Here is a 25,097-nt window from a genome sequence, read left to right as displayed (position 1 = left end):
GCCGCGGCGGTGGCATCGCCCGGCGTCTTGGGCTATCCCCGGGGCCCATGCGCCCCCGCCCGCTCGCCCTCGCCGCCCGCGCCCTGACGGCTGCCCTCGCGCTGACGCTCGCGGGCGGCTGCCTCAAGATCCCGACCGAGGAGTCCAAGTCCCCGGAGACAGGTTCCGAAGGACAGGTCACCCTGTCGTGGCCCGGCGCCGCGGTCGACAAGCTCTACCGCCCGGGCGAGGTCCGCGTCTACACGATGATGCAGGCCGGCAAGCCGATCGGCACCTCGTGGGGCCGCTACGAGGGCCCGGTCGACGGCGAGCCCGGCCGCTTCCGCTTCGCCACCCGCATCGAGCTGCGCCCGCCCGGCCGCGACGGCAAGCCGGCCGAGCCGCTGCGCAGCTCCGGCGAGATCGTCGTCGACGCCCGCGGCGACCTCGTCCGCGGCTTCGAGCGCAGCAACGCCGCCGAGCTGACGTTCGAGCGCAAGGGCGACGCGCTCCACTTCAGCTCCGGCCGCGAGCGCGACGAGATCACCTACCGCAGCGGCGACGCGTACATGGCCTTCTCGGCGATCTTCCACGAGGAGCTGATGTTCGGCCTGCGCCGCCTCGAGGCCGGCGAGCTGGCCTGGCGCCTGGTCAGCCTGTCGGGCTCGATGCCGACCGAGTGGACGGCGACGCTGACGATCCCCGACCCCGCGACGCCCGGGCGGGCCACCGTCAAGACCAACCTCGGCGAGACGATCGAGCTGCGCGACGGCCGGATCGAGAAGGTCCAGATCGAGGCCGACGACGTCGAGATCCAGGTCCCCGTCCAGCCGCCCGCCTGGCCCGAGTGGGAGATCGCCGGGCCACCTGTCCTCAAGTACAGCCCGCCGCCGGGCGCGAAGTTCACCCGCCGCGAGGTCGAGCTGCCCGGAAGGCCAGGTGAGCCCGCGCTCGCCGGCGAGGTCCTGCTGCCGCCCGGCAAGGGCCCGTTCCCCGGCGCGCTCCTGCTGCCCGGCACCGGCCAGCAGGACCGCTTCGGCTTCGCCGGCCCGCCCCCGGTCGACCTCGGCAGCCACACGATCACCGACGCGCTCGCCGAGGCCGGCTTCGCGGTCCTCCGCTTCGACGAGCGCGGCTTCGGCAGCAGCGCCGAGGGCCCGGTCTCCTACCTCGGCCAGCTCGAGGACGCCCGCCGCGCGCTGCGGACCCTGCTGGTCCAGGACGAGGTCGACCCCGACCGCATCGTCCTCGTCGGCCACGGCGAGGGCGGCTGGAAGGCCCTCACCCTGGCCGCCGAAGACCCGGGCGTGAAGGCGGTGGCCCTGCTCGCCGCGCCCGGCCGCCCCTACGAGCAGATCCTGCGCGCGCAGGGCGAGGCAGCCCTGCAGGCGGTGCCGCCCCAGCTCCGCGACGACGCCAAAAAGACCCAGGAGAAGACGCTGCAGGCGCTCAAGACCGGCCAGGGCGTGCCGCCCGAGCTGGCCTCGCAGGCGCTGTGGGTGCGGGAAATTTTACAGGTCTCGCCGGAGGCGCTGATCGCCGGCGGCGAGGCGCCGCTGTGGATCGCCCAGGGCACCAAGGACTTCGAGGTCGACCCGAACCGCGACCCGCAAGAGCTGATGAAGCTGGCCAAGCGCCGCAAACGCAAGGCCGAGCTCAAGCAGTTCGCCGACCTCGACCACCTGTTCAAGCCCGAGCCCGAGAACTCCACCCCGGCCCGCTACCTCGACGCCGCCCGCACCGTCGACCCCGCGTTCCTCGGCCAGCTCACGAACTGGCTCCTGGGCCAGGTCAAGGCCGGCCCCGCGCCCGCGCCGGCCAAGCCGCGCGGGAAATGAGCCGCCCGGCCTCGCCCGCGCGAACGGCGGAAGGGACATGCCCTTACGCACATGTCCCCTCAAACATGCCTCTTACGGCATGTCCTTTCAGGAATCCATCAGCGCCGACAGCGTCGCCGGGCGGAACACCCCGCGCTCGGTGATGAAGGCGGTGACCAGCTCGGCGGGGGTGACGTCGAACGCCGGGTTGCGGGCGCCGACGCCGGCCGGGGTCATGCGCCGGCCGCCGTGGAGGTGGACCTCGTTGTGGTCGCGCTCCTCGATCGGGATCTCCGCCCCGCTCGCGGTCGACGGGTCGATCGTCGACCACGGCGCCGCCACGTAGAACGGGATCTGGTGGTAGCGGCACAGGACCGCCACGGTGTAGGTGCCGATCTTGTTGGCGACGTCGCCGTTGCGGGCGATCCGGTCGGCGCCGACGATGGCCGCCTGGATCTCGCCGCGGGCCATCAGCGCGCCGGCCATGTTGTCGGCGATGACATCGACGGGGATCCCGTCGTGCCGCAGCTCCCACGCGGTCAGCCGCGCGCCCTGCAGCACCGGCCGCGTCTCGTCGGCGAGCACGCGGATCTTCTTGCCGCTGGCGTGGGCCCGCCGGATCACGCCGAGCGCCGTGCCCCAGCCGGCCGTCGCCAGCGCCCCGGTGTTGCAGTGCGTCAGCACCGTGCCGACCTCGGGCATCAGCGGCGCCCCGTGGTCCGCCATCGTCAGGCACGCGCGCAGCTCGTCGTCGACGTAGCGCAGCGCCGCCGCGTGCAGGTGCCCGCGCACGCCGGCGACCGCCAGCCCGGCCGGGCACTCGGCCAGCGCGCCGCGCATGTGGGCGATCGCGTGGAACAGGTTGACCGCGGTCGGCCGGGTCCGCGCCAGCCGCTCGCACGCCATCAGGCACGACTCGCGGAACATCACCGTGTCGTCCGAAAAGCGCCACGACGAGGCCACCAACCCGAGCGCCGCCGCGCAGCCGATCGCCGGGGCCCCGCGCACCGCCAGCCGCTCGATCGCCTCCGCCACCGACTCGACGTCGTCGAGGTCGAGCCAGTCCTCGCGCTCGGGGAGCGAACGCTGGTCGAGCAGGTGCAGCACCCGGCCGTCGGGGCTGAGCTTGACCGGGCGGAGCATCGCGCTGGATTCGCTGGTCATATCGTTTCGTCTCCTGGGGGCGGCGACTGTAACGCCACCACGAGGAGTTTGTGGACGCGTTGCGGGTCGGCCCGACCCCGCAGCACCTGCATAACCCGCCCAATAAGGTATCCCCATAACGTCGCCTTTCCTGCGCGATACTGCGCCACCTGCTGCGGATAGCCACGCAGCACCTCGACGATCGCCGCCGTCAGCGCCGCGTCGTCGTTCTCGAGGAGAAGGCCCTCGCGCGCGGCGATCCCACCCGGGACGCCGCCCTCCTCCACCAGCAGATCCAGGATTTGCTTCGCCGCCGGTGCGCTGACCTCGCCGCACTCGAGCATACGGACGAGCTCGGCGAGCGCCGCGGGCACCACCTTCGCAGACGCCAGCTGCGCCGGCGGGACGCGCCCGATCAGCTCGACCGTCAGCCACTTGCACAGCCGCCGCGCCAGCGCCGGCCCGCGCGGACCGAGGCTCGTCAGCGCCGCGTCGTACCAGTCCCCGAGGACAGGTTCGTCGATCAGCTGCGCCGCCTCGATGGGCGCCAGCCCGAGCACGCAGTAGCGCATGCGGGTCCGCTCGGGCAGCTCGGGCAGACTCGCGCGCGCCGCCGCCGCCGCCGCCGGATCGACGCGCAGCGGCGGCAGATCGGGCTCGGGGAGCCAGCGGTATTCGAGCTCTGTCTCCTTCACGCGCATCACCTGCACCGCCGCGCGGGCCGGGTCGTAGCGCAACGTCACCGGCGTGACCGGCACTCCTGCGGCAAGCAGCGCCTCCTGGCGTTCGACCTCGGCCGTCACGGCCCGCTCGATGAAGTTGAACGAGTTGAGGTTCTTGATCTCGCAGCGCACCCCCGGCGCCGAGGATCCCCGCCGCTGCAGCGAGACATTCACGTCGCAGCGGAGCGAACCGTCCTCCATCGTGGCGTCGGACACACCGAGGCGGAGCAGCAGCAAGCGCAGCGACCGCAACACCCGCGCAGCCTCCGCAGCGCTGCGGATCACAGGCGCCGTCACGATCTCGACCAGCGGCGCCCCGGCCCGGTTGTAATCGAGCAGCGCGCCGGCGTGGACCTTCGCCGCGTCCTCCTCGAGGTGCAGCCGCTGCAGCGCGATCACCCGCGTCGCCCACGGCCCCGCCTCCGGGTCGGGCACCTCGAGCCCGCCGCCGCGGGCCAGCGGGCGCGCGTGCTGGCTGATCTGATAGCCCTTCGGCAGGTCGGGGTAGAAGTAGTGCTTGCGGTCCCAGCCGCTCTCCTCGGCGACCTCGCAGCCGAGCGCCGCCGCCAGCCGCACCGCCAGCGCCACCGCGGCGGCGTTGACCGTCGGCAGCGTCCCCGGCAGCGCCCACGTGTACGGGTCGGTGGCCGAGTTGGCCGCTGCGCCAGGTCGCAAGGGACAGGCGGAGAACAGCTTGCTCGCCGTCTTCAGCCGGCAGTGGACCTCGAGCCCGATCACCGGCACGAGCTCGGACGTCACGCGCCCTCCGGACCGGCGAACAGGCGCGCGCGCCACGGCGTCGCCGCCTCGAACGCGGCCGCGATCGCCAGCAGCCGCCCCTCCTCGAGCCGCCGGCCCACGAGGTGGAGCCCGATCGGCAGCGCCGGCGGGCCCGCCGTCAGCCCGCACGGCAGCGACAGCGCCGGCAACCCGGCCAGACTGGCGGCCACGGTGAAGCGGTCGACGTCGAGGTCGACCAGGGCGCGGCCCGCTCGCAAACTGTCCTCGAGGACAGCTTCTCGCACGCGCACCCCCGCCTCGGCGCAGGTCGGGCTCGCCAGCGCGTCGCAGCCGGCCAGCGCCGCCTGAAGCCCGGCGGTCGCCGTCGCCCGGGCCGCCCGGGCCCGCGCCAGCAGCTCCGGCTCGGCCTGCAGCCACGCGCCCAGCACCAGCCGGCGCTTGACCTCGCGCCCGAACCCGGCGCCGCGGGTCGCCGCCGCCGTCGCCGCGAAGCTGTCCTTCGGGACACACAGCCCGTAGCGCACGCCGTCGTAGCGGGCCAGGTTGCTGACCGCCTCGACCGCCGACAGCGCCGCGTAGGCCGCCAGCGCCTGCCCCGGGTCCGGCAGCGCGACCTCGACGATCGCCGCCCCGACCCCGACAAGGGTCGCCAGCGCCGCCGCGAACGCCTCCGCCACCGCCGGCTCGACGCCCGCGAGGCCGGCCGGGTCGACCCCGATCGTCACCCCGCGCAGCCCGTCGCCGCGCCCGCGCGCCGCCATCGCCGCGTAGTCGGGCACCGGCGCGCGCAGCGAGGTGCTGTCCGCATCGTCCTGTCCCGCGAGACAGGTGAGCACGCGGGCCGCGTCGTCGACGGTGCGCGCCAGCGGGCCGACGGTGTCGAGGCTCGAGGCGAACGCGACCAGCCCGGCCCGCGACACTCTGCCCCAGGTCGGGCGCACGCCGACGAGCCCGCAGCGGGCCGCGGGCACGCGGATCGATCCGCCCGTGTCGCTGCCGACGGCGACCGCCGCCGCCCGCCCCGCGACCGCCGCCGCCGCCCCGCTCGACGAGCCGCCCGGGACATGTCCCGAAGACCACGGGTTGGACGGCCCGCTCCACCGCCGCCCCGCGGCCCCGCTCGGCGAGTCTGAAGGGACATGTCCCGAAGACCATGCGCCCCGCGGCCCCTCGCCCCGCCCCGACCCCTCGCGAGGATGTCCCGAGGGCCAGCCACCCCCGCGCGCGGCGGCGCGCGCGGCCGCGTCCGCCCCACCCTCCGCGCCGCTGCGCGCCCGCACGGGCGCGAATGTCCTTCCGGACATGTCCATCCGCGCATGCTCCGAAGCCCGCTCGCCGCCCGCCCCGTCCAAGAACCTGTCCTCCGGGACATCCGCGCACAGGTCGCCGTGGGCGCCCATGCCGAACTCGTCGAGCGCGAGCTTGCCGAGCAGCACCGCCCCGGCGGCGCGCATGCGCCGGACGTGGGCGCCGTCGTAGGGCGGGACCCAGCCGGCCAGCATCCGCGAGCCCGCGGCCGTCGCCACCCCGGCGGTCACGAGGCTGTCCTTGAGGCCATACGGCACCCCCGCCAGCGGGCCGAGCGGCTCACCGCGGGCCCGCGCCGCGTCGACCGCGGCGGCCTCGGCCAGCGCCAGCGCCGGCGTGGTGCGCACGTAAGCCCCGAGGCGCGCGGCCGTGTCCTCGACCTGGGCGAGGTAGGCGCGAGCCGCCTCGACCGCGGCGATCGTCCCGGTTCGCACCGCGTCGGCGAGCTCACCGGCGGAGAGTGCGACGATCTGCGCGCGGTCCGCGGTCACGACGAGCCGACCTCGCGTGACGGCGACGACACATCGGGCGCCGCGAACGACGCGACCCGCACCAGGCCGTCGGGGGTCGTCGACGGCACCCCCGCGAGCGCCTGCGACTGCGGCAGCGCCGGCCCCGGGACATCGGCGCGCAGGACTTGCTCGGCGCGCAGCCGGGCGTCCGGCGCACCCTCCGCACACGTGTCCGGCAGGGCTCGGAGGCGGGCCAGGACCGGCTGGAGCGCCGCCGAGATCGCCCGCGCCTCGTCAGCGGTCAGATCGACGAGAACCGCGCGTGCGAGCGCCACAGCCGCCTCGGGGTCCATGCGGGTGCGGCAGCCTACCACAGGGGTCGCGATCGGCGCGTCGCCCCGCTTCCGTGACTTGGCCGCCAGGCCGCGGTAATTCTGGATCCGTGACCGACCGCCCCGTCGCCAGTCGCCGGCCCGCCGCTTTGGGCCTCCTGCTCGCCGCCGCGATCGCGGCGTGCAGCGGCGTCGACGAGCCGGGCGAGCTGGGCCTCGCCCCGCAGGAGTCCGGCGAGCCGGCCGCGACCTCGCGCCTCGCCCAGATCCGTGTGGTCGTCCAGCCGCCGGGCGAGTTCGGCGGCGACGAGCCGGCGCTCGAGGTCGCGGCGGTGTTCGCCCAGTACCGCGGCTACGACGAGGCCGCCGCGCGCACCCGCCTCGACCTGCCGCGGCCGCCGGCCGAGCGCCTGCGGTCCGGCCACTGCGCGCCCAGCGACCAGCTCCTGGTCGGCGACGAACCTGTCTCCAAGGACACTGTCTCGAAGGACAGCAGCGGCGCGCGCGAGCTGATCCTGCTCGACGCCGGCAACCTCAGCGTCGGCCTCGGCGACGCCGCGATCGACGTCCCGCTGGCGCTCGTGCCCGACCTGGTGCCGACGATCTCCGGCGTGACCTACACCTACCTGGGCGACAGCCTGCCCGCCGGCGCGTGGCCGCCGGGCGAGCCGGCCCCGTCCGAGCTGGTCGTCCGCGTCGACGGCGAGGGCGACGAGCTGCCCGGCTTCACCCTGCGCCCGCGCCTGCCCGAGCCAGCCGCGCTGACCGGCGCCGTCGACCGCGACCGCGACGAGCTCCGCCTCGAGTGGCGCCCCGACGGCCGCGAGCCGCTGGTCCTACGCCTCGTCAGCCTCATCGGCGGCGAGCCGGTCGGCGAGGAGCTCACCTGCGTGGCCCACGACGACGGCAAGTTCGTCGCCGACCTCGACGAGCTGCACGCGCTCGGCCTCGACGACAGCCCCGGCACCGCCCTGCGCGTCTCGGCCACCCGCGCCGGCCGCACCGTGTTCGACGCCGGCGAGTTCGTCGGCGCCGAGGCGGTCGTCGAGGTCCGCACCGTCACCGTCCTCGGCGACTGAGCCGCGCCGCGCTGACCTTGTGGCCATGTCCGAAGGGGCATGGCGCAAGGGACATGTCTTCTGCGCCATCTCGCCCGCTCCGGCTCACGAGTCGATCTGGCAGCCCGGGTCGTCGATGCGGCCGTCGACCGCGGGGAACTGGCACAGCACGCGCGCGCCGGGGCGGCCGACCTGCAGCTTGACCGCGGTGAACTCGATGTCGGTCGGCGCGACCCGCCAGTCGGCGGCAGGGCAGACCTCGGCGGCGGCGACCGCGGGCGGGCTGGTGCGGACGAAGAAGGTCGCCTCGCGCCCGGCCCGGCGGGTCACGCCGGTGCCGATGAGGGCCATCGGCAGGGCGAACGGCTGGCTCGCCCGCGCCCGCGGATCGACGCACGAGCCTGTCACCAGCCCGCGCGCCCGCACCAGCACCGGCGCCGGCTCGCCGTCGCCGGCGGTGAAGCTGCCCGAGGCGACGAAGGTGAGGCCGTCGCGGAACACCTCGAGATCGGTGACCCGGGGGCCCGCGCCGGCGCTGTCGCTCGCCGCCGCGAGCGTCGACACCAGCGCACCGATCAGCGCCAGCGTGGTCATCGTCACTATCAATGTACGCATCGCTCGCTCCATTCCTCCCAGGTAACTCTGACCTCGCATCCGGCAGCGGACGAGTCGACGTGATCACAACCACGGACGCCGCCGGCGGTCGACGTGGGGTGGGTCGCAACGGCCGCGACCGGCCGCGATCGACGGACCGGAGCAACAACCCCGCCGCCTCGCCGCGGTCGCGGCGGCGCGCCCCTGTCCCTTCGGACAGCCGCGGCGCAAACCCGCGACCGCGCCCGTCACCGCGGTCCGCGGCTCACCTGTCCTCGCGGACATCCAGTGCGCGGCTCGCCCGGTCGCAGGCAATGGCAGCAGCGTCCACAGACACGGACGCCTCCGCGCCCGCAACGGCGCGCAAAGCCGGCGCCCCTCGCTCGCCGTCGCCGGCCCCCGGAGGCCGCGACGACGACCTCGCCGCTCGCGGCTCGAACCGCTCGACGGCCGCCAGCGCGACGAATCACCGGGAAAAGCGACAGCGGCCCGAATCGGCCGCTCGAGTCGATGCGTCCAGTCCTCTGCGCCGTCGCGCGCTCGACTCGCCACCCGTCGCCCGACGGGCCCGGCTGCCTTGCGCGCGTTCGGCAGTCACCGGCGTGGGGCGCCCCACCCCCGCGATCTTCACCGGACACATGCCCGCTGCGCACCGACGACCCGGCGATCGCAGCACCGGCTGTCCTCGAGGACGTCCTTGATCGATCAGGGCCCCCGACTCGCGGACCCGCGCAGGCGCAGCGCCGCGGCGGCCTCTTCGCGGTCGTCGAAGTGCAGCTTGGTCGTCCCGACGATCTGATAATCCTCGTGGCCCTTGCCGGCGATCACGATGACGTCGTCGGCCCCGGCCTCCGCGACCGCGCGGGCGATCGCGGCGCGGCGGTCGACCAGCGGCACCACCCGGTCGCGGCGCGCCGGCGGCACTCCGGCGAGCATCTGTGCCACGATCGCCTCCGGGTCCTCGGTGCGCGGGTTGTCGGAGGTGGCGTAGAAGCGGTCGGCCAGGGTGGCCGCGAACTCGCCCATCGGCGCGCGCTTGCTCGGGTCGCGGTCGCCCCCGCAGCCGAGCACCACGAACAGCCGCCCGCTGCAGGCCCTGCGCACCGCTTGCAGCGCCCGCGCCACCGCGTCCGGCGTGTGCGCGTAGTCGACCAGCACCACCGGCCCCTCGACGCCGGCCACCGTGACCCGCTCGAGCCGCCCCGGCGCCCCGCGGCAGCTCGCCAGCGCCGCGCCGATCGCCTCGAGCGGCAGCCCCAGCCCCAGCCCCAGCCCGATCGCCACCAGCAGGTTGTCGAGGTTGAACGCGCCGACCAGCGGCGAGCGCAGCGCGAGCGGCCCCGCCGGCGTGTCGACCTGCGCTTTAAGCCCTGTCCTTTCCGACATGACCGAAGAGGCGAAGAGCTCCGCCCCCGGCGAGCCGCCGCGCGACGCTCGCCACACCCGCGCCCCGGCCGGCGCCGCGGCCAGGAACTGCTGCGCCGCCGGCTGGTCGTCGACCGCCGCGACCACCACCCCGCCCGGCCGCAGGTGGGCCGCCGGCAGCAGGCACTTGGCGGCCAGGTACTCGGCCATCGTCGCGTGGAAGTCGAGGTGGTCCTGCGAGAAGCTGGTCAGCCCGGCCGCCTCGTAGCGCAGCGGCCGGACCCGCCCCTGGGCCAGCGCGTGCGACGACACCTCCATCACCGCGTCGGTCGCTCCGCGGCCCCGGGCCCGCGCCAGCAGCTCCTGCAGCTCGAGCGGGAACGGCGTGGTGAACGCGGCCGGCTCCTCGCGGTCGGCGACCCAGTTGCCGGCGGTGCCGATCCGCGCGTGCTTGCGCCCGGCCGCGGCCAGCATCGCCGCGACCAGGAAGGTCACCGTCGTCTTGCCGTTCGTACCTGTCACTCCGGCCAGGCGCAGGTGCTCGCCCGGCTCGCCCCAGGCGCGCGCGCACAGCCGCGGCAGCGCGTCGGCGATCGCCGGCAGCTCGACCCGCGGCTCCGGTCGCGGCTCGACCAGCCGCCCGCGCTCGACGATCGCCAGCGCCGCGCCCGCCGCCAGAGCCGCCGGCACGAACGCGTGCCCGTCGTGCGCCAGCCCCGGCACCGCCACGAACGCCGCGCCGGGGACCACCCGCCGCGAATCGACGACCAGCCGCGTCACCGCCGTCTCCGGCCCGCAGCCGTGGTAGCTCGCGTCTTCGCCGGCGAGCAGGGCGCCGAGGCGCAGCGTGTCGGACATCGCCGGCAGGCTAGCGCAGCCGCGCCCGCCCGGGAAGCGCCCGCGCGGCCGACGACCCGCGGCGGTGTCGCCCGCGCCCCGGCCGGGTCCCCGCCACGACCTGTCCCGCGGGACATCCGATCCAGCCGCACACGGGGAGCGCCCGCGCGGCCGCGGCTCGCCGCGGCGCCGCCGCAGCCTCGCGGTCCCCGCCAGCACCTGTCCCGCGGAACATCTGCCTGCGTTCGCCGGGCGGCGCATTCATCGCATGACCTCGCGGACATGCCCCGACGAACATGCCCCGGCGGACATGTCCCAGCGACCTCACCCGCCGCTGGGCGTCTTGACCAGGCGACCGATCCGCAGGTTCGGGATGAACGCCTCGGTCAGGGCCGCCGGCGTCTGGATCTTGCCGCGCATCGTGTCTTCGAGGCGGCGCGGCGGCTCGGTAGGCGGGGGCGGCGGCGGCAGGACATCTTCGGCCGGCAGCGCCGCGAGCAGCGGCGGCGGCGGCATCAGCAGCTGGGCCGCGGGCATCGGCGGCGGCGGCGGCAGGTCCGTATACGCGTCGTACTCTTCGTGCTCGAGCTCGATCTCCAGCTCGCCGGAGATGGCGATCGGCGCCGGGCGGGAGGCGGGCGCGGGGGAGGCCGGCGACGGGCCGAGCTCGGCGAGGCGGGCCTGCAGGTCGGGCCGGCGGATCGGCGGCTCGGTGTGGACGATCGACGAGCCCGCCGGTCGCGGGTAGATGCCGGACTGAGCCGCGACGTCGAGCTCGCCGCGCAGCGCCGTCAGGTCGAGGCGCTCCAGCCACGCGCGATCGACGAGGTAGCGGCCGTCGACCGGCACCAGCGTCAGCGTGCCGCGGGTGATGCTGTGCAGCAGCTTGCCCCCGGCGTGGTGACGCAGGCGACGGCCGAGCTCGGCGACCGCCTCGTCGTCGTCGTCGAGGGCCCGGGTCAACGCCGACAGCACCAGGCCCAGCACCTCGCGGGCGCGGTCGAATTCTTCCTGGCTCGCGCCGCTCTGGGGGCTGGCGACGATCACCGACGGCAGCGGGGCTTGCGGCTCGTGCTGGGCCGCGCGCAGCCGCTGCGCCAGCCCGGCCGCCACCTGCAGCTTCTTGTTCAGCTGGCGGGCCAGCTGAGCCCAGTGGTCGCGCTCGTGCCGACCGGTCGCGACCGCCCCCTCGAGCTCCGCCACCCGCGCCTCGAGCTGCTGGATCTGCAGGACCTTCGCGTCGTAGCGCTGCCAGATATCACCGGAGTCCGTCATCGGCGGGTCCCAAGCATAGACGGGAATCGCTACGGAAGCGAACCTCCCCCGCGGGCACCCGCGCACCTCGGGCCAGCACGACGCGGGTCAGCGTGAGCCCGCGCCGCGCTTCCGTGGGCCACTGCGACGGCGAACACATGTCCGCCGGGCTTCCAGGTCTCCTCCCGCAGTGGCACGACCTGCGCGATGTACGTGTCGGGGAGACGACCTGGCGTCACGCCGGCGATGCGCGCCGGGACCCCGCCGCGCCGACGATCATCGCGTCGATCCGGATGTCGGCGATGTCGACGTCGGGGATCGGGGTCCCGTCGTCGCTCGTGAGCGCCAGGGCGATGCTGGCCGGATCGCGGTCGCCTGCGGCGGCGATCGTGCCCTCTGCGATCGCCTCGCGGATGAGCCGCGTCATGCCCGCCAACATGGGTGATCTCGGTCGCTGCGCCAGCCCACGCCGCCTCGTCGCCGCTCCCCGGCAAGGCGGCAGTCGCGCCGAGGCGCCGTTTTGGCCGCTCCCCTGTCGCTTGCGCCAGGGAACGACTCAGGCCGCCTCGGGGGCGCTCTCGGCCGCTGCCGGGGCCAGGCGTCGCGCCAGGGCCGGCAGCCGGCGGTCGGGCACCGCCGTGAACAGGTGGTGGAGGAAGTGGAAGCGCACGCCCAGGTAGTTCTCGCGGCCGACCAGCGCGATCCACAGCCACCGCAGCGGGCGCGGGAACTCGGGCGGTTCGACATGTCCGTAGAGCCATGGCTGATGGACCAGCCACGCGAACACCAGCCAGGCCAGCGCGTTGCCGATCCGCACCACCAGGTTGTAGGCGACAAAGCCGCGCAGCCCGCCGATCCACATCAGCGCCGACCACGTGGCCGCGTGGGTGAACATCTCCACCGCCAGGCGCGGGTCGAGGCCGCGGCGCCGCAGGTACCACCACGCCAGCAGCTCCGGCTGGACCAGGCACAGCAGCGTCGAGCGCAGCGGGCCGCAGTGCATCATCTCGCGGTCGGGGTCGGCCTCGCTGCCCTCCTCGCGGTGGTGCATCACGTGCAGCTCCTCGAGCTGCGCGCGGCCGAGGTAGATCGGCGACACCACCACCAGCAGCGACCGCGCCGGGTGCCAGCGCGACGCGCCGCGCTGATCGGAGTGCAGCGCCTCGTGCCAGCGGTTGAAGTAGCGCAGGAACAGCACCACCCCGAGCGGGCCGAACAGCCAGGCCGGCATCACCTCGGCCACGAACGCGAAGTAGCTGGCGTGGAAGGCCAGCGACCAGCCGAGCATCGCGTCGTCGTAGCGCGTGCGCGGGTCGCCGGGGAACAGCGCGTTCACTTCTCGCCGCGTCATGCGGAGAGTGCGCGCCGCCATGGTCCGGAGGTTCCCCGCCACAGCCCCCGTGATAGCGAGAACCGCCGCGCCTCGCAAAGCGCGCTCCGCGGACGACCTTCACCGGGCGGGGACAGGCGAACGAAGTTCACTCTCGGGACGGCGATCGATGCACGTGCACCGCGGCCTCTGGGCCCACTTGACGGCCCTCACGAGCCACCGCGGTCTTTCGGACCCGGCCGGTCGTCCGCTTGCCGGATCGGCGAACTCGTGCATGCCGCGCCGGAGGTTTCGCTACAACCGGCGCGCCGGGCCCACGCGGGGATCCCCGGGCCCGAAACGCTCCACGCTCGCAGGACATGCTTTAAGGGACATGTCCTGCGATACAGCCGAGGGGCCTCACGCCCGCGCGGCGCTCAGGTCGGCTTCTTGACCCACAGCTTGTAAGTGCCGCTGCCGCTGTACGACTGGACCAGCCAGGCGTAGTAGCCGGCGGTGCCGCTGTACTTGATCGTCTCGTTCGTCGACGCGGTCTCGGCCTTGGCGACCGCCGCCCACGCGCTGCCGTTCCACTTGTACAGGTAGAGGTCGAAGTCGGTGCCGGCCGGCCCGACCAGGTAGCCCTCGTGCGCGCCGGACGTCGTGCTCTGGTAGTAGCTGCCGTTCGGGTGCTGGTCGGCGTCGCCGGCCCCCGACAGCGTGCCGCCGTACTCGGTGCAGCCGGTGCAGGGCGCCGGGTCCGGCGGCGGCGGCGGCGGGTTGCCGCCGCCCCCGTAGGCCGCGCCGCAGGTCTGGCTGTACGCGCCGCTCGGGGCGCCCGCGTTGCAGCCGCCCGTCCACGTGTCGTTCACGCTGCCCGGGTTGGTCTGGAAGTTGTAGCAGCCGGGGCCCGGGTTCCAGGTGCCGTCGACGTTGTGGCACGGGGTCAGGTCGAGCGCCGTCTGCTGCTCGAACCACTGGATGCCCTTGTGCATCATCGAGTACATGCCGCCGCTGCCGCACGCCCCGCCGTACGAGGTGATGCCGAACACGCGCCATGTCCCATCGGCCAGCTTGATGAACGCCGGGCCGCCGGAGTCGCCCTGACAGGTGTCCTTGCCGTTGCCGCCGATCGAGATCTCGTCGCCCTGGAAGCCGTTGATCGTCGTCGTCACCTGGCGCTTCACGCCGTAGGGCCCGTTGTCGGCGTTGCCGAAGCCGACCAGCGTGACCGACTTGCCGGGCTGCAGGTTGCTCGTCTCGCAGCCCATCAGGATCGGCACGATCGGCACGTCGTTGACCGGCGTCGCCAGCTTGCACACCGCGAAGTCGTTGCCGTCGCCGGGCTGGCCGCCCGGGTAGACCTTACACCACTGCGGCGTCACCGTCTTGGCCGGCGTCGTGTACTTCTCGCCGAAGTAGATCTTGCTGTAGCTCGCGCCGCAGTGCGCGGCGTAGATGACCACCTGCGGGTGGACCAGCGTGCCCGTGCACGAGCCGCCGAGCTCGACCGTGGAGGCCCAGCCGCACACCGGCACCGTCGTGCCGCCGTAGATCGCCTCGCCCTCCTCGTCGACCTCCGCCGTGAACTCGTCGCTGACCGCGTCGTCGCGCGGAGGCGCCGGCGGCGGGTCGGCCACGCCGGCGAACAGCTCCTCGTGGCTGATGATCGTCGGCTGCCCGGCGTCGGTGATGTCGGCCTTGGCCGACGCGACGTCCACGGCGTCGAGCTCGGCGTCGGTCTCGATCTCCGGGTCGCAGGCGACCAGCGCGAGCAGCGAGAGCGGCGTGAACAGAACAATCTTCCCTGGCAGACGGTGATGCGTCATGGCGAGCGTCCTTGTCGATGAGCTGATCGGGCGATGGCGGCGCAGAGCCGCGGGGGGCCGGGCCTCATTGGCCCGGATCAGCCAGGGGCGAACGTGCCAGTGACGTCAATTCCCGCCCCACCTCATTCGGTGGGTGCGAGTCGGTCGAATCGTACGTCGCTGCGTGGACACGCGAACCCTAGCTCATCCCCTCGCTATCGCGAACAGGTACAGGGAGTCAAGCGCGAAAGCACCTGCCGGGGCCCGAGCCCCCACGTGGGGGCTTTCGGAGGCCCATCCGGCGCGCGCGAAGAATGATCGGTGCGGCACCGAGGACCTTCGCCTCGGTGATGCGGCTTTCGAGACCCGACTGCATCGGGCGACACCCTTCGAGTTCGCCGGTCGATCGCCCGCGAGAGACGCGAGCGCTCGCGGCCAGGCCATCGCTTGCAGCTACACGAAGCGGATCGGGTGCGGCACCGGGGCCGCGAACAGATAGCCCTTGTCGTTCGGCCGCTGCTGCACCAGCGGCGGCTGCGTGTGCCCGTGCTCGTCGACCGCGCGCGGCGTGACCGTGAGGTCGCCCGGCGGCGCCTCGACGTCGAGCTCCCACCACGTGCCCGCGACCGGCAGGTTGTCGCCGACGAGGCGCGCCGCGCGGGGATACGTGCGCCCGCCGTCGAGGCTGACGTCGACCCTGGCGATCTTCCCGAACGGCGACCACGCGAGGCCGTGGATCGTCCGTCGCCCCGCGGGCAGCACCGCGGGCCACGGCAAGCAGACGGCGCTCTTGATCACCAGCGCCGTCAACACCGGCGGCGGCCCGGGATAGTCGGCGCCGAGCATCACGTAGTCCTCGGTGTTGGCCGCGACCGCGGGCTGCTGCGCCGTGACCTCGAGCGCGCCGACCCACTTCACGCTGGCCGCCCCGATCCACCCCGGCACGACCACGCGCGCGGGGAACCCGTGGTCCATCGGCAGCGCCTCGCCGTTCATGCGATGAGCGAGGATCGTGTCGGCCATCATGGCCTTCGCCAGCGGCATCGGCCGCGCGTAGCCCTCCGCATCGAGGCCGACCGGCATCACCCAGGCCGCGCTGTCGCGCAGGCCCGCCAGCGCCAGCAAGCTCGAGAGCGGCACCCCGGTCCACTCCGCCACCCCGTAGGCGCCGTCGCGCCACGGGTCGCCGTCGACGGGGAGACCGAGCAGGTCGGGGAAGTAGGCGCGGCCGTTGCCGGCGCACTCGAGGTAGCGCGTGATCGTCATCGTCGGCAGCGCGACCAGCTCCTCGTACGTCAAGCTGACCGGCCGCTCGACGGCGTCGCCGTGGATCTCGAGCCGCCAGTCGGCCGGCGACAGCCGCGGCGTCGGTCCGTGGTTGCGCACGTAGAAGCGATCGATCGGCGTGACGAGCCGACCGACCGGCAAGCTCTCGAGCCGCGTCTCGGCGTTGTGCGCCCCGTGGCGGATGAACAGCTCGGGCGACAGCGCCTTGACGAGCTCCGGACCGCCGCGCGCTCGCCCGGCACCCGGCGCACACGCGAGCGCGGCGGTGATGCCCCCGCCGCCCGCGAGCGCGAGGAACCGACGGCGCGAGCGGTGGTGGATCCGCACGCCCGGAACCATGCGCAACGCGTCCCGTTCCGCCAGCCCCGACCTTCGCGAGCGACCTCCGCCGGCGAAACATGGGCATGCACCGATCGCTCGCGGTCCGCCGCCGCCATCGCCGGACTCATGCGCGAAGACGCGAGTCCGAGACCCGGCGCCGCGGCCGGCGAGCCCGCGAGGCCCTGCGCGGCATGCCGACGCGGGCGCTGCCACCGGCCACCTGGGATTCGCAGCAGCCCGTGCAATGCCACGACCTCCGCGGATCAGCACCGCGGCGTCGACGAGCCCGACGACGGCGCGGCTCGCCGGGGCTGCGCTCCTGCTCGCGGGCGAATGCGTCCATCACCAGACGAATCGCAGCGAATCACGCGAGTCGACGATGCTGCGCGCTTGCTCGCCGCCGACCGCGCGAATCGACGGCCCTCGAATCACTCCCCGCCGCTCACCCTTCCCGCGCCTCGCCGCGCCCCCGCAGCTGGGGCAGCACGCGGGCCGCGAAGTCGGCGATGAAGCGCTCCTGATCGCGACCGACGTGGTGGAGCGACACCAGGTCGACGCCGAGCTCCGCGTCGCGGGCCAGCCACTCGACGTGGCGCGACGGGTCGGCCGCCACGCGCACCGGCCCGCGCATCGCCTCCGGCGTCACGAACGCCGCGGCCGCCTCGAATTGCGCCGGCGTCCGCAGATCGGCCAGCAGGTCGCTGGCGAACACGTTGGTGCGCCACTGCTCCCACGCCCCCTGCAGCGCCGCCGCCTCGCCGGCCGCGTGGGCCAGCTGCACCTTGAGGTGCACCGGCTTGCCCTCGCCCCCGCCCTCGCGGAACGCCTCGATCACCCGCGCGTGCTCGTGGTCCGGCTGCGCCGCGGTGATGAGCCCGTCGGCCCAGCTCCCGAGCCAGCGCGCCGTCTCGGCCGTGAGCGCCGCGCCGAACAGCTGCGGCCGCGCGCGCGGCCGCGTGTACAGCTTCGCCCCCTCGACGCGCACGAGCCCGCGGTGCGTCACCGTCTCGCCGGCCCACAGCGCGCGCATCACGTCGGCGCACTCGCGCAGCCGTTCGTTGCGCCGCGCCTTCGGCGGCCAAATCTCGCCGGTGATGCCCTCGTTGAGCTGCTCGCCGCTGCCGATCGCCAGCCAGAAGCGGCCGGGGAACAGCTCGAGCAGCGTCGCCACCGCCTGCGCCAGCACGGCCGGGTGGTAGCGCTGCCCGGGCGCCGTCACCACCCCGAAGCCGAACGAGGTCGCCTGCAGCGCCGCCCCGAGCCACGTCCACGCGTGGCCGCTGTGGCCCTGGCGTTCGCTCCACGGGTGGAAGTGGTCCGAGCAGGTCGCCGCGTCGAAGCCCGCCGCCTCGGCCTTGCGCGCCAGCGCCAGCAGCTCGCTCGGCGCGAACTGCTCGTGGGAGCAATGATACGCCAGCTTCACGGCGACCCCACGCATTCTCCGACGGCCCGCTCGCGGGCGGGCGCGACCGCGAAGGTGCGGGTCTCGCCCGGCGCGACCTCCTCGGCGCGGCCGTCGATCCGCACCGTCACCGCGTGCGCCGCGTCGTCGTCGACGCGCACCGTCACCTGCTCGTTGCGGACCGTCAACGACAGCCACGCGCTGCGGTGCCGCAGCCGGAACGACACGCACTTCAGCTCGTCGGGCAGCGCCGGCCGCAGCCACAGCGCCCCCTCGCGCGCCTCGAGCCCCGTGTAACAGCGCTGGAAGATGTCGATCGTGCCGGCCATCGCCCCGAGGTGGACGCCCTCCGCCGTCGTCCCGCCCTGGATGTCGCCGAGGTCGCTGCCCAGCGCCTCGCGCAGCATCTTCCACGAGTGCGCCGGATCGCAGCGCGCCAGCACCCACGCGTGGACGACCCGGCTCAGCGTCGACCCGTGCGACGTCCGCTGCAAGTAATAGCGGGTGTTGCGGGCCAGCATCGCGTCGTCCCACGCATAACCGAGGCCGGTGAAGATCGCCCGCAGCTCCTCCGGCGCGAGCAGGTAGAACAGCATCAGCACGTCGGCCTGCTTCGACACCTTGTAGCGGTTGGCCGTGTCGCCCTCGGCCTCGAGGATGTTGTCGACCCGGTGGATGTCGTCGCGGTAGCGCGCGCGGTAGAGGTCCCAGTCGAACTCGGCCAGCCGCTCGTAGCCCTCGAACTGGCTGATGAGCCCCTCGCCGTGGAACGGCACGAACATGCGGCGGGTGATGTCCGCCCAGGCCGCGCGCTCGTCGTCGCCGAGCCCCAGCTTGTCGACCAACAGCCGCCGCGCCCCCGCCGGCAGCAGCTCCAGCGCCTCGCGGGCCCGCATCAGCGTCCACACCGCCATGACGTTGGTGTACGCGTTGTTGTCGAGCCCGGGGCGGGCGGCGTCGGGGTAGGCGTCGTGGAACTCGTCGGGCCCGCCGACCCCGCGGATGACGAAGCGCTCGCGCGCCGGGTCGAACTCCGCCGCGCTGGCCCAGAAGCGGGCGATCTCCACCAGCATCTCGGCGCCGTGCTCGGCCATGAATTCGCGGTCGCCGGTGATCTCGTAATAATGCCACACGTTGTAGGCCACGGCCGCGCCGATGTGCCGCTGCAAATAGCTGCTGTCGGCGATCCACCGACCCGAGCGCGAGTTCTTGCGCCGCGGCTCGCTGACCTCGCGGCCGTCGCTGGCGCTGCGCCACGGGAACATCGCCCCGCGCAGCCCGGCCTCGCGGGCCGCCGCCCGCGCGGCCGGCAGGCGGCGGAAGCGGTACAGCAGCAGCGAGCGCGCCAGCTCGGGCAGGCGGTAGGCGAGCACCGGGAACACGAACAGCTCGTCCCAGAACACGTGCCCGCGGTAGCCCTCGCCGTGCCAGCCGCGCCCGGGGATCCCGGCGTCGAGCCCGATCGTGTGCGGCGAGACCGTCTGCAGGATGTGGAACAGGTGCAGCCGCAAGGTCGTCGTCGTCGCCTGCTCGTCCTCGACGTCGACGTCGAAGCGGTCCCACAGCTCGGCCCACGCGCGCGCGTGCGCGGGCAGCAGCGCCTCGAAGTCGTCGGCGCCACAGGCCGCGCGGGTGGCCGCCTCGAGCGGCTCGCGGATGGTGCGGTCGTGACGGGCGTAGAGCGCGGCGATCTTCTCCAGCGTCACCCGCCCGCCGGTCTGCAGCTCGACGCACGTCTGCAGCCCCACCGCCTCGGCCCCTTCGATGCGCGGCTCGAGCGGCCCGACCTCGCCGCCCTCGACGAACACGCGCGTGCGCGTCGCCAGCGCGAACTCGAGGCGCGAGCCGCAGGTGCGGGCCCGCAGCGTCAGCAGCCCCGCGCCCGGCGCCGCGACCTCGAATTGCTCGAGGTGGTCGCCGTCGGCCCCGCGGTACTCGTCGGCGTTGCCGTTCGTCACCTGTCCGTCGAGCCAGGAGCGCAGGTGCACCTTCGCCCCCTCGCCCTCGACCTCGAGCCGCAGCTGCTGCGCCGCCAGGTGCGGCTCGGCGAAGTGGACCAGCCGCCGCTCGGTCAGCGTCGCCCGCCGGCCGGCGAGCTCGAAGCGGACCTCGCGCACGAGCAGCCCCCGGCGCAGGTCGAGCTCCTGCCGATATTGACGCACCGCGGCCCGCTCGAGCGAGAACCACTCGCCGTCGCCGAGGCCGACGTCGACCCGGACCCAGTTGGGGAGGTTGACGAGACCCTCGTGGTGCAGCGATTGCCCGTCGACCACGCTGGTCTTGTGATTGTAGAGCCCGGCGCGGTAGGTGCCCGGATAGTGCGGCCCGCCGGCGGCCGCCCACGGGACCGCGCCGCGCGTGACGAAGTGACCGTTGCCGAGCGCGCACAGGGCCTCGCGCTGCCCCTCGTGCTCCGCGTCGAACGACTCGTAGACGAGCGACCACGGCGCCAGCCGGGCCCCGTCGCGGTCGTGCGGGCTCATCGGCGCCGCTCCCGGCCGCCCCGCGCGCGCTCGAGCTGCCCGCGATCGGGGTAGGCCGCCTGCGACCCGTACCCCGTGCAGGCCAGGCTCGACGCCGCCGCCGCGAACTTGACCGCCTGCAGCAGCTCCTGCCGCTCGAGCAGCGCCACCCCGAGCGCCCCCGCGAACGCGTCGCCCGCCCCCGTCTCGTCGACGACGTCGACGTCGAGCGGCGCCACGACCTCGCGCCGGTCCGCGCTCACCAGCGCCGCGCCGCCGTCCGGCAGCTTGACGCACGCGACCCCGACGCCGCGCGCGACCAGCTGCTCGCCGGCCCGCATCGCATCCTCTTCGGACTCGACCGCGACGCCGAGGAGGCCGCGCGCCTCCTCGGGGTTGGGGGTGATGACGTCGACCCTCGCGTAGAGGTCGTCGGGCATGCGGTCGGCCGGCGATGGATCGAGCAACACCTTGAACCCCCGGTCCTGCGCCGCCCCCACCGCCGCGCGCACGACGGCGATCGGCACCTCGAGGTCGACGGTCAGCACCGACCCCTCCGGCGCCGCCTCGACGATTTTCACCACCGCGTCGACGTCGCCCTCGCGCCACGCCTCGTTGGCGTTGGCCGCCAGCAGGATCGTCTTGCCGCCGTCGGCCCGCACGACGATCATCGCCAGCGCCGTCGCCTGCCCCTCGACCTGCTGCACGTGCGAGACGTCGACCCCGACCTCCCGCGGCCCGCGCAGCGCCTCCTCGCCGAAGTCGTCGTCGCCGACATGTCCCAAGAGACATGCGCGCACACCGAGCCGCCGGGCCAGGAACGCGCGGTTGGCCGCCTTGCCCCCGCCGGTGCGGAGCAGGTCGCGGACCGGCAAGGTCTCGCCCGGCCCGGGCCAGCGGTCGGCGCGGACCTGCAGATCGAGGTTGATGCTGCCCAGCGCGAGCAGGATGGGATCGTCGGCGTTCATCATGATCGAATGCTCCGAGTCCGAGCCGCGCGGCGCAGGTCAGGCCGGAAAGGCGATCGTGGTGATGAGCGCGTTCTCGGCCTGCCGCGAATCGAGGCGCGTGTGCTGGACCACGATCGGCTGGTCCGACTCGATCACGCACGAGAAGTCGGTGGCCCGCGGGATCGGCTCCGGATCGACGAGGTCGTTGAAGCGCACGTGTCGCGTGCGCCGGGCCGGCACCGTCACCCGGTACGGCCCGGCCGGCTCGCGATCGGCGAAGTAAATCGTGAATCGCACTTGGGCGTCCCGGTCCGAGGCGTTGAGGATCGAGGCCGTCTCATGGCTCGTCATCTCCGGCTCGGGGCCGTGGCTGCCCTGGGGAATGTACCCGTCGGCGATGGCCCAGCGACGATGACCCAGCGGTGTTTCGCTCACGCCGAACCCTTGAGCGGTGTCCTCGCCGCACGCAAGCCAGCCGCCGCGAGCGTCGCCACGGCTCGGGCCGGCCGCGCTCCAATCGTCACACACGGCCGAGCCCGCTGCGTCCGCGGCTCCTGCGCGAGCTCCCGCGCCGCGGTTTGGAGCGGCGTCCGCGGTCCTGTGCGCTCCTCGTTCGCGATGCCCCATTGCCGGGGCCGGGTCGTCGCATCAGCCTCGCCGCGCCATGACCTCGAAGACATCCGCCAAGAAGGTCCGGTACGCCGTGGTCGGCGCCGGCAACATCGCCCAGGTCGCGGTCCTGCCCGCCTTCGCCAACGCCGCCGAGAACTCCGAGCTGGTCGCGCTCGTCTCCGGCGACCCCGTCAAGCGCGAGGCCCTGCCCGAGCGCTACGCGAGCATCGAGGCCCTCGGCGACTACCGCGAATTCGAGGACGTCCTGAAGCGCGCCCGCGTCGACGCCGTGTTCGTCGCCACCCCGAACACCCACCACCGCGAGTTCACCGAGCGCGCGGCGCGGATGGGCGTCCACGTCCTTTGCGAGAAGCCGATGGCGCCGACGGTCGCCGACTGCGAGGCGATGATCGCCGTCTGTCGCGAGCACCGCGTCAAGCTGATGATCGCCTATCGCCTCCACTTCGAGGCCGCCAACCTGCAGGCGATCGAGGCCCTCAAGGCCGGCAAGATCGGCGACCCGCGGATGTTCAGCTCGCTGTTCACCCAGCAGGTCCGGCCCGGCGACATCCGCACCCGGCCCGAGCTCGCCGGCGGCGCCCTCCTCGACCTCGGCGTCTACCCGATCAACGCCGCCCGCTACCTGTTCCGCGAGGAGCCGATCGAGGTCCTCGCCGCCGTGTCGAGCAGCGGCGACGCCCGCTTCGAGGGCGTCGACGAGACGACCACCGCCATCCTCCGCTTCGCCAGCGGCCGCGTCGCCCAGCTCACCGTCAGCCTCGGCGGCTCGTCGATGGGGTATTATCGGGTCGTCGGCACCGAGGGCGACCTCCACGCCGAGCCGATCTACGACTACGAGCAGGGCCTGAAGCTCGTCCTCACCACCGAGGGCAAGAGCCGCGAGCACAAGTTCCCCGCGCGCGACCAGTTCGCCCCCGAGCTCGTCGAGTTCTCGCGCTGCGTGCTCGAGGACCGCGAGCCCGAGCCGTCGGGCGAGGAGGGCCTGGCCGACATCCGCGTGGTCGAGGCGGTCTTGCAATCGGCCCGCAGCGGCCGCGCGGTCCAGCTGCCGCCGTGGTCGCGCGCGCAGCGGCCCGACGTCGACCAGGAGCAGCGCAAGCCGCCCGTCGATCCGCCCGAGCCGATCCGCGCCCCCTCGCCGACGATCCGCTGAGTCGCTCGCGCACACGGATGCACCGACGCCGGCAACGACTCGGAACGCTTCGCTGCGCTCGCCTCGAGCCCCCGCGAGGCGACTGCCTCGCGGGGGTTCGCCTTCGGGCCGGCGTCGCCGACTGCGGGCCGCCGCGCGACAGCGGCGTCGTGACGCGGACAGGCCCCTCGGAGCGGACCCGACGCGCCGCGCGTGCGTCCGCGCAGGTCTGCTCGCAGCGAAGGGCCTTGCGCGCGCACGACGTTCAGCGGTGAAGTCGCGGCATGCATCGCTTCAGCTTGCCCCTCACTGCATTTTCGATCGCGCTCGTCGGCTGCGGCGGCGACGACACCGCCGTCTCGGCCAGCCAGACCGACGGGACCACCGCGACCACGAGCGCGACGACCCCCGACACGCAGGGCACCGCCTCGACCGACGTCGCGCCCACCACCTCGACCTCCGACGTCACCGGCACCGCGGGCGCGTCCGACTCGACGACGACGACCACCACCACCGCGGACACGACGACCACCACCACGTCGGCGACCGGCGTCGTCACCACGACCACCGACACCAGCACCACCGGCACCACCGACGCGTGTACGTGCAATCCCGGCGAGCTCGGCGGTTGCGACCCCGGCGGCCTGCAGCTCGTGTGTCAGGACGACTGCCAGACCTTCGCCCCCGAGCCCTGCCCCGGCGGCGGGCAATGTGTCGACGGCACCTGTCCGGCCGACCTCTGCAAGCCCGGCCAGAAGGTGTGCGAGGGCGAGGACGCCTACAAGGAATGCAACGACCAGGGCGACGGCTGGCAGCCGCCGGTGGATTGCGCGCCCGAGGAGACCTGCGCCGGCGGCCAGTGCCTGTCGCTGTGCAGCCTCGCCGAGGAGACCCCGAGCTCGGTCGGCTGCTCGTTCTTCGCCGTGCGCCAGGACAACTACGACTACGGCAGCGTCGACTCGCTGGTCGTCGGCAACACCTCGAAGACCAAGACCGCCTCGGTCCAGCTCTACTTCACCCCCGACGGCACCAACAACGAGCAGCCGTCGGGCGCGCCGGCCGACCTCCTCCCGGGGGCGACCCTCCAGTTCCAGCTGACGAATCAGCCGTTCATGAAGGTCTCCGGCCTGCGCAAGGGCGGCGTCTACCGCGTGCAGAGCTCGATCCCGATCGTCGCCTATCAGCACTCGCCGATCACCGCTCAGGCCACCAACGACTCGTCGATGCTGCTGCCCGAGCACGCCCTGCGCCTCGACCACGTCATCACCGCTTATGGTGACACCGTGTTCGGCGAGGATCGCCCCAGCTACTTCAACGTCGTCGCCACCGCCGACACCACCGTCGTCCAGTGGACCCCGCCGATCGGCACCGTCGCCGGCGCCGGCGTGCCCGCCGTCGCGGCCAACCAGACCGGCACCGTGACGATGAACCGCTTCGACGTCCTGCAGGTCCGCGCGCCCAACGACGCCGACCTGTCCGGCACCTTCGTCCACGCCGACAAGCCGATCTGGGTCATCGGCGCCGTCAACTGCGCCAACGTCCCCGCCAACGTCGTCTACTGCGACCACGTCGAGGAGCAGGTGATCCCGCTCGACTATTGGGGCAAGCAGTACATCGGCGCCCACTCGCCCAAGCGCGGCTTCGAGAAGCACTACTGGCGGGTCTACGCCGGCGAGGACCAGACGACGATCACGACCGACCCGGTCCAGCCCGGCACCCCCTTCACCCTCAACAAGGGCCAGTGGAAGGAGCTCGTGATCCCGAACAACACCAGCTTCGTCTTCAACGGTGACAAGCCGTTCATGCCGGTGCAGTACCTCGAGGGCGAGGGCGGCGGCGCCGGCACCGGCGACCCCGCGATGTACCAGATGGTCCCGGTCGAGCAATTCCTGGACCGCTACGCCTTCGTCACCGGCACCGGCTACTCGATCCATTACGCCCAGATCATCCGCCTCGCCGGCAACCCCGACGTCGTCATCGACGGCCAGGTCGTCACCGGCTACTACCCCGTCGGCGGCTACGAGGTCGCCGACTTCCCGATCTCCGAAGGCGCCCACCTGGCCGAGAGCGACGCGCCGTTCGGGATCCTCAACATCGGCTACACGCCGGTGACGTCCTACGCGTACCCGGGCGGGCTGAAGCTGAAGATCATCAACCCTCAGTGACGAAATCGACGGGCCGGGCACCTCAC

19 protein-coding genes are annotated in these 25,097 nt (G+C 73.7%); 4 read left to right on the top strand and 15 right to left on the bottom strand.

Features of this window, described 5'->3' with window-relative positions:
- Window positions 1–47 precede the first annotated feature (47 nt).
- On the top strand, window positions 48–1,817 hold the full coding sequence (locus tag NAEX_RS29060; protein ID WP_096330734.1) for an alpha/beta hydrolase family protein: 1,770 nt from the start codon (window positions 48–50) through the stop codon (window positions 1,815–1,817).
- Between the two features lie 87 nt (window positions 1,818–1,904).
- Here NAEX_RS29060 and mtnA read toward each other — a convergent pair whose 3' ends face one another.
- The 4 genes from mtnA to NAEX_RS50850 are packed head-to-tail and all read right to left on the bottom strand — an operon-like array spanning window position 1,905 to window position 6,497.
- Window positions 1,905–2,960: an S-methyl-5-thioribose-1-phosphate isomerase gene (mtnA, locus tag NAEX_RS29055; protein ID WP_245913824.1), complete on the bottom strand. Its 1,056-nt coding sequence runs from the start codon at window positions 2,958–2,960 to the stop codon at window positions 1,905–1,907.
- Window positions 2,957–4,420 (bottom strand): Asp-tRNA(Asn)/Glu-tRNA(Gln) amidotransferase subunit GatB, encoded by a 1,464-nt coding sequence (gatB, locus tag NAEX_RS29050; RefSeq protein ID WP_170136091.1) that lies wholly within the window; start codon window positions 4,418–4,420, stop codon window positions 2,957–2,959. The genes mtnA and gatB overlap by 4 nt, the downstream gene beginning before the upstream one ends.
- Window positions 4,417–6,201, bottom strand: a complete 1,785-nt coding sequence (locus tag NAEX_RS29045) for an amidase (RefSeq protein WP_275937560.1) — start codon at window positions 6,199–6,201, stop codon at window positions 4,417–4,419. The genes gatB and NAEX_RS29045 overlap by 4 nt, the downstream gene beginning before the upstream one ends.
- Window positions 6,198–6,497 carry an Asp-tRNA(Asn)/Glu-tRNA(Gln) amidotransferase subunit GatC gene (locus NAEX_RS50850; protein WP_170136090.1) on the bottom strand — a complete coding sequence of 100 codons (300 nt, stop codon included), beginning with the start codon at window positions 6,495–6,497 and terminating at the stop codon, window positions 6,198–6,200. Before NAEX_RS50850 ends, NAEX_RS29045 begins: the two co-directional genes overlap by 4 nt.
- Window positions 6,498–6,604: 107 nt before the next feature.
- Between NAEX_RS50850 and NAEX_RS29040 the strand changes: the two genes are divergently transcribed.
- Window positions 6,605–7,573: a hypothetical protein gene (locus NAEX_RS29040; RefSeq protein ID WP_143140374.1), complete on the top strand. Its 969-nt coding sequence runs from the start codon at window positions 6,605–6,607 to the stop codon at window positions 7,571–7,573.
- A gap of 84 nt (window positions 7,574–7,657) precedes the next feature.
- Here the strand turns inward: NAEX_RS29040 and NAEX_RS29035 are convergent, their stop codons facing one another.
- The 11 genes from NAEX_RS29035 to NAEX_RS28985 form a co-directional block, all read right to left on the bottom strand.
- A complete protein-coding gene (locus tag NAEX_RS29035) occupies window positions 7,658–8,167 on the bottom strand; it encodes a hypothetical protein (RefSeq protein ID WP_143140373.1) in 510 nt (169 codons plus the stop codon).
- Between the two features lie 684 nt (window positions 8,168–8,851).
- The gene (locus NAEX_RS29030; protein ID WP_170136089.1) at window positions 8,852–10,369 is read right to left on the bottom strand and encodes a UDP-N-acetylmuramoyl-L-alanyl-D-glutamate--2,6-diaminopimelate ligase; all 1,518 of its coding nucleotides are present in this window, start codon (window positions 10,367–10,369) and stop codon (window positions 8,852–8,854) included.
- Window positions 10,370–10,672: 303 nt separating this feature from the next.
- Entirely contained in the window at window positions 10,673–11,623 is a 951-nt protein-coding gene (locus tag NAEX_RS53945) for a hypothetical protein (protein WP_096330728.1), read from the bottom strand.
- A gap of 214 nt (window positions 11,624–11,837) precedes the next feature.
- Window positions 11,838–12,029: a hypothetical protein gene (locus tag NAEX_RS29020; RefSeq protein WP_096330727.1), complete on the bottom strand. Its 192-nt coding sequence runs from the start codon at window positions 12,027–12,029 to the stop codon at window positions 11,838–11,840.
- 129 nt (window positions 12,030–12,158) lie between these two features.
- Complete coding sequence (locus NAEX_RS29015) at window positions 12,159–12,974, bottom strand: fatty acid desaturase (RefSeq protein WP_096330726.1); 816 nt, start codon at window positions 12,972–12,974, stop codon at window positions 12,159–12,161.
- Window positions 12,975–13,348: 374 nt separating this feature from the next.
- Entirely contained in the window at window positions 13,349–14,740 is a 1,392-nt protein-coding gene (locus NAEX_RS29010; RefSeq protein ID WP_096330725.1) for a S1 family peptidase, read from the bottom strand.
- 432 nt (window positions 14,741–15,172) lie between these two features.
- Window positions 15,173–16,345, bottom strand: a complete 1,173-nt coding sequence (locus NAEX_RS29005) for a sulfite oxidase (RefSeq protein WP_096330724.1) — start codon at window positions 16,343–16,345, stop codon at window positions 15,173–15,175.
- 424 nt (window positions 16,346–16,769) lie between these two features.
- Window positions 16,770–17,765, bottom strand: coding sequence for a TIGR03885 family FMN-dependent LLM class oxidoreductase (locus tag NAEX_RS29000; RefSeq protein WP_096330723.1), 996 nt, complete (start codon window positions 17,763–17,765; stop codon window positions 16,770–16,772).
- Window positions 17,747–20,212: a glycoside hydrolase family 65 protein gene (locus tag NAEX_RS28995; RefSeq protein ID WP_096330722.1), complete on the bottom strand. Its 2,466-nt coding sequence runs from the start codon at window positions 20,210–20,212 to the stop codon at window positions 17,747–17,749. The genes NAEX_RS29000 and NAEX_RS28995 overlap by 19 nt, the downstream gene beginning before the upstream one ends.
- The gene (locus NAEX_RS28990) at window positions 20,209–21,162 is read right to left on the bottom strand and encodes a ribokinase (RefSeq protein ID WP_096330721.1); all 954 of its coding nucleotides are present in this window, start codon (window positions 21,160–21,162) and stop codon (window positions 20,209–20,211) included. Before NAEX_RS28990 ends, NAEX_RS28995 begins: the two co-directional genes overlap by 4 nt.
- A 36-nt stretch (window positions 21,163–21,198) precedes the next feature.
- Complete coding sequence (locus NAEX_RS28985; RefSeq protein WP_245913822.1) at window positions 21,199–21,576, bottom strand: sensory rhodopsin transducer; 378 nt, start codon at window positions 21,574–21,576, stop codon at window positions 21,199–21,201.
- A gap of 229 nt (window positions 21,577–21,805) precedes the next feature.
- Here NAEX_RS28985 and NAEX_RS28980 point away from each other — a divergent pair, with 229 nt between their 5' ends.
- Complete coding sequence (locus NAEX_RS28980; protein WP_096330719.1) at window positions 21,806–22,927, top strand: Gfo/Idh/MocA family protein; 1,122 nt, start codon at window positions 21,806–21,808, stop codon at window positions 22,925–22,927.
- A 263-nt stretch (window positions 22,928–23,190) separates the two neighbouring features.
- On the top strand, window positions 23,191–25,071 hold the full coding sequence (locus NAEX_RS28975) for an IgGFc-binding protein (protein WP_170136088.1): 1,881 nt from the start codon (window positions 23,191–23,193) through the stop codon (window positions 25,069–25,071).
- The last annotated feature ends 26 nt before the right edge of the window (window positions 25,072–25,097 follow it).

Source organism: Nannocystis exedens, from assembly GCF_002343915.1.
Classification (GTDB): domain Bacteria; phylum Myxococcota_A; class Polyangia; order Nannocystales; family Nannocystaceae; genus Nannocystis; species Nannocystis exedens.
The sequence above is the reverse complement of the archived record's forward strand: the minus strand, read 5'-3'. Positions and strand labels throughout refer to the sequence as shown.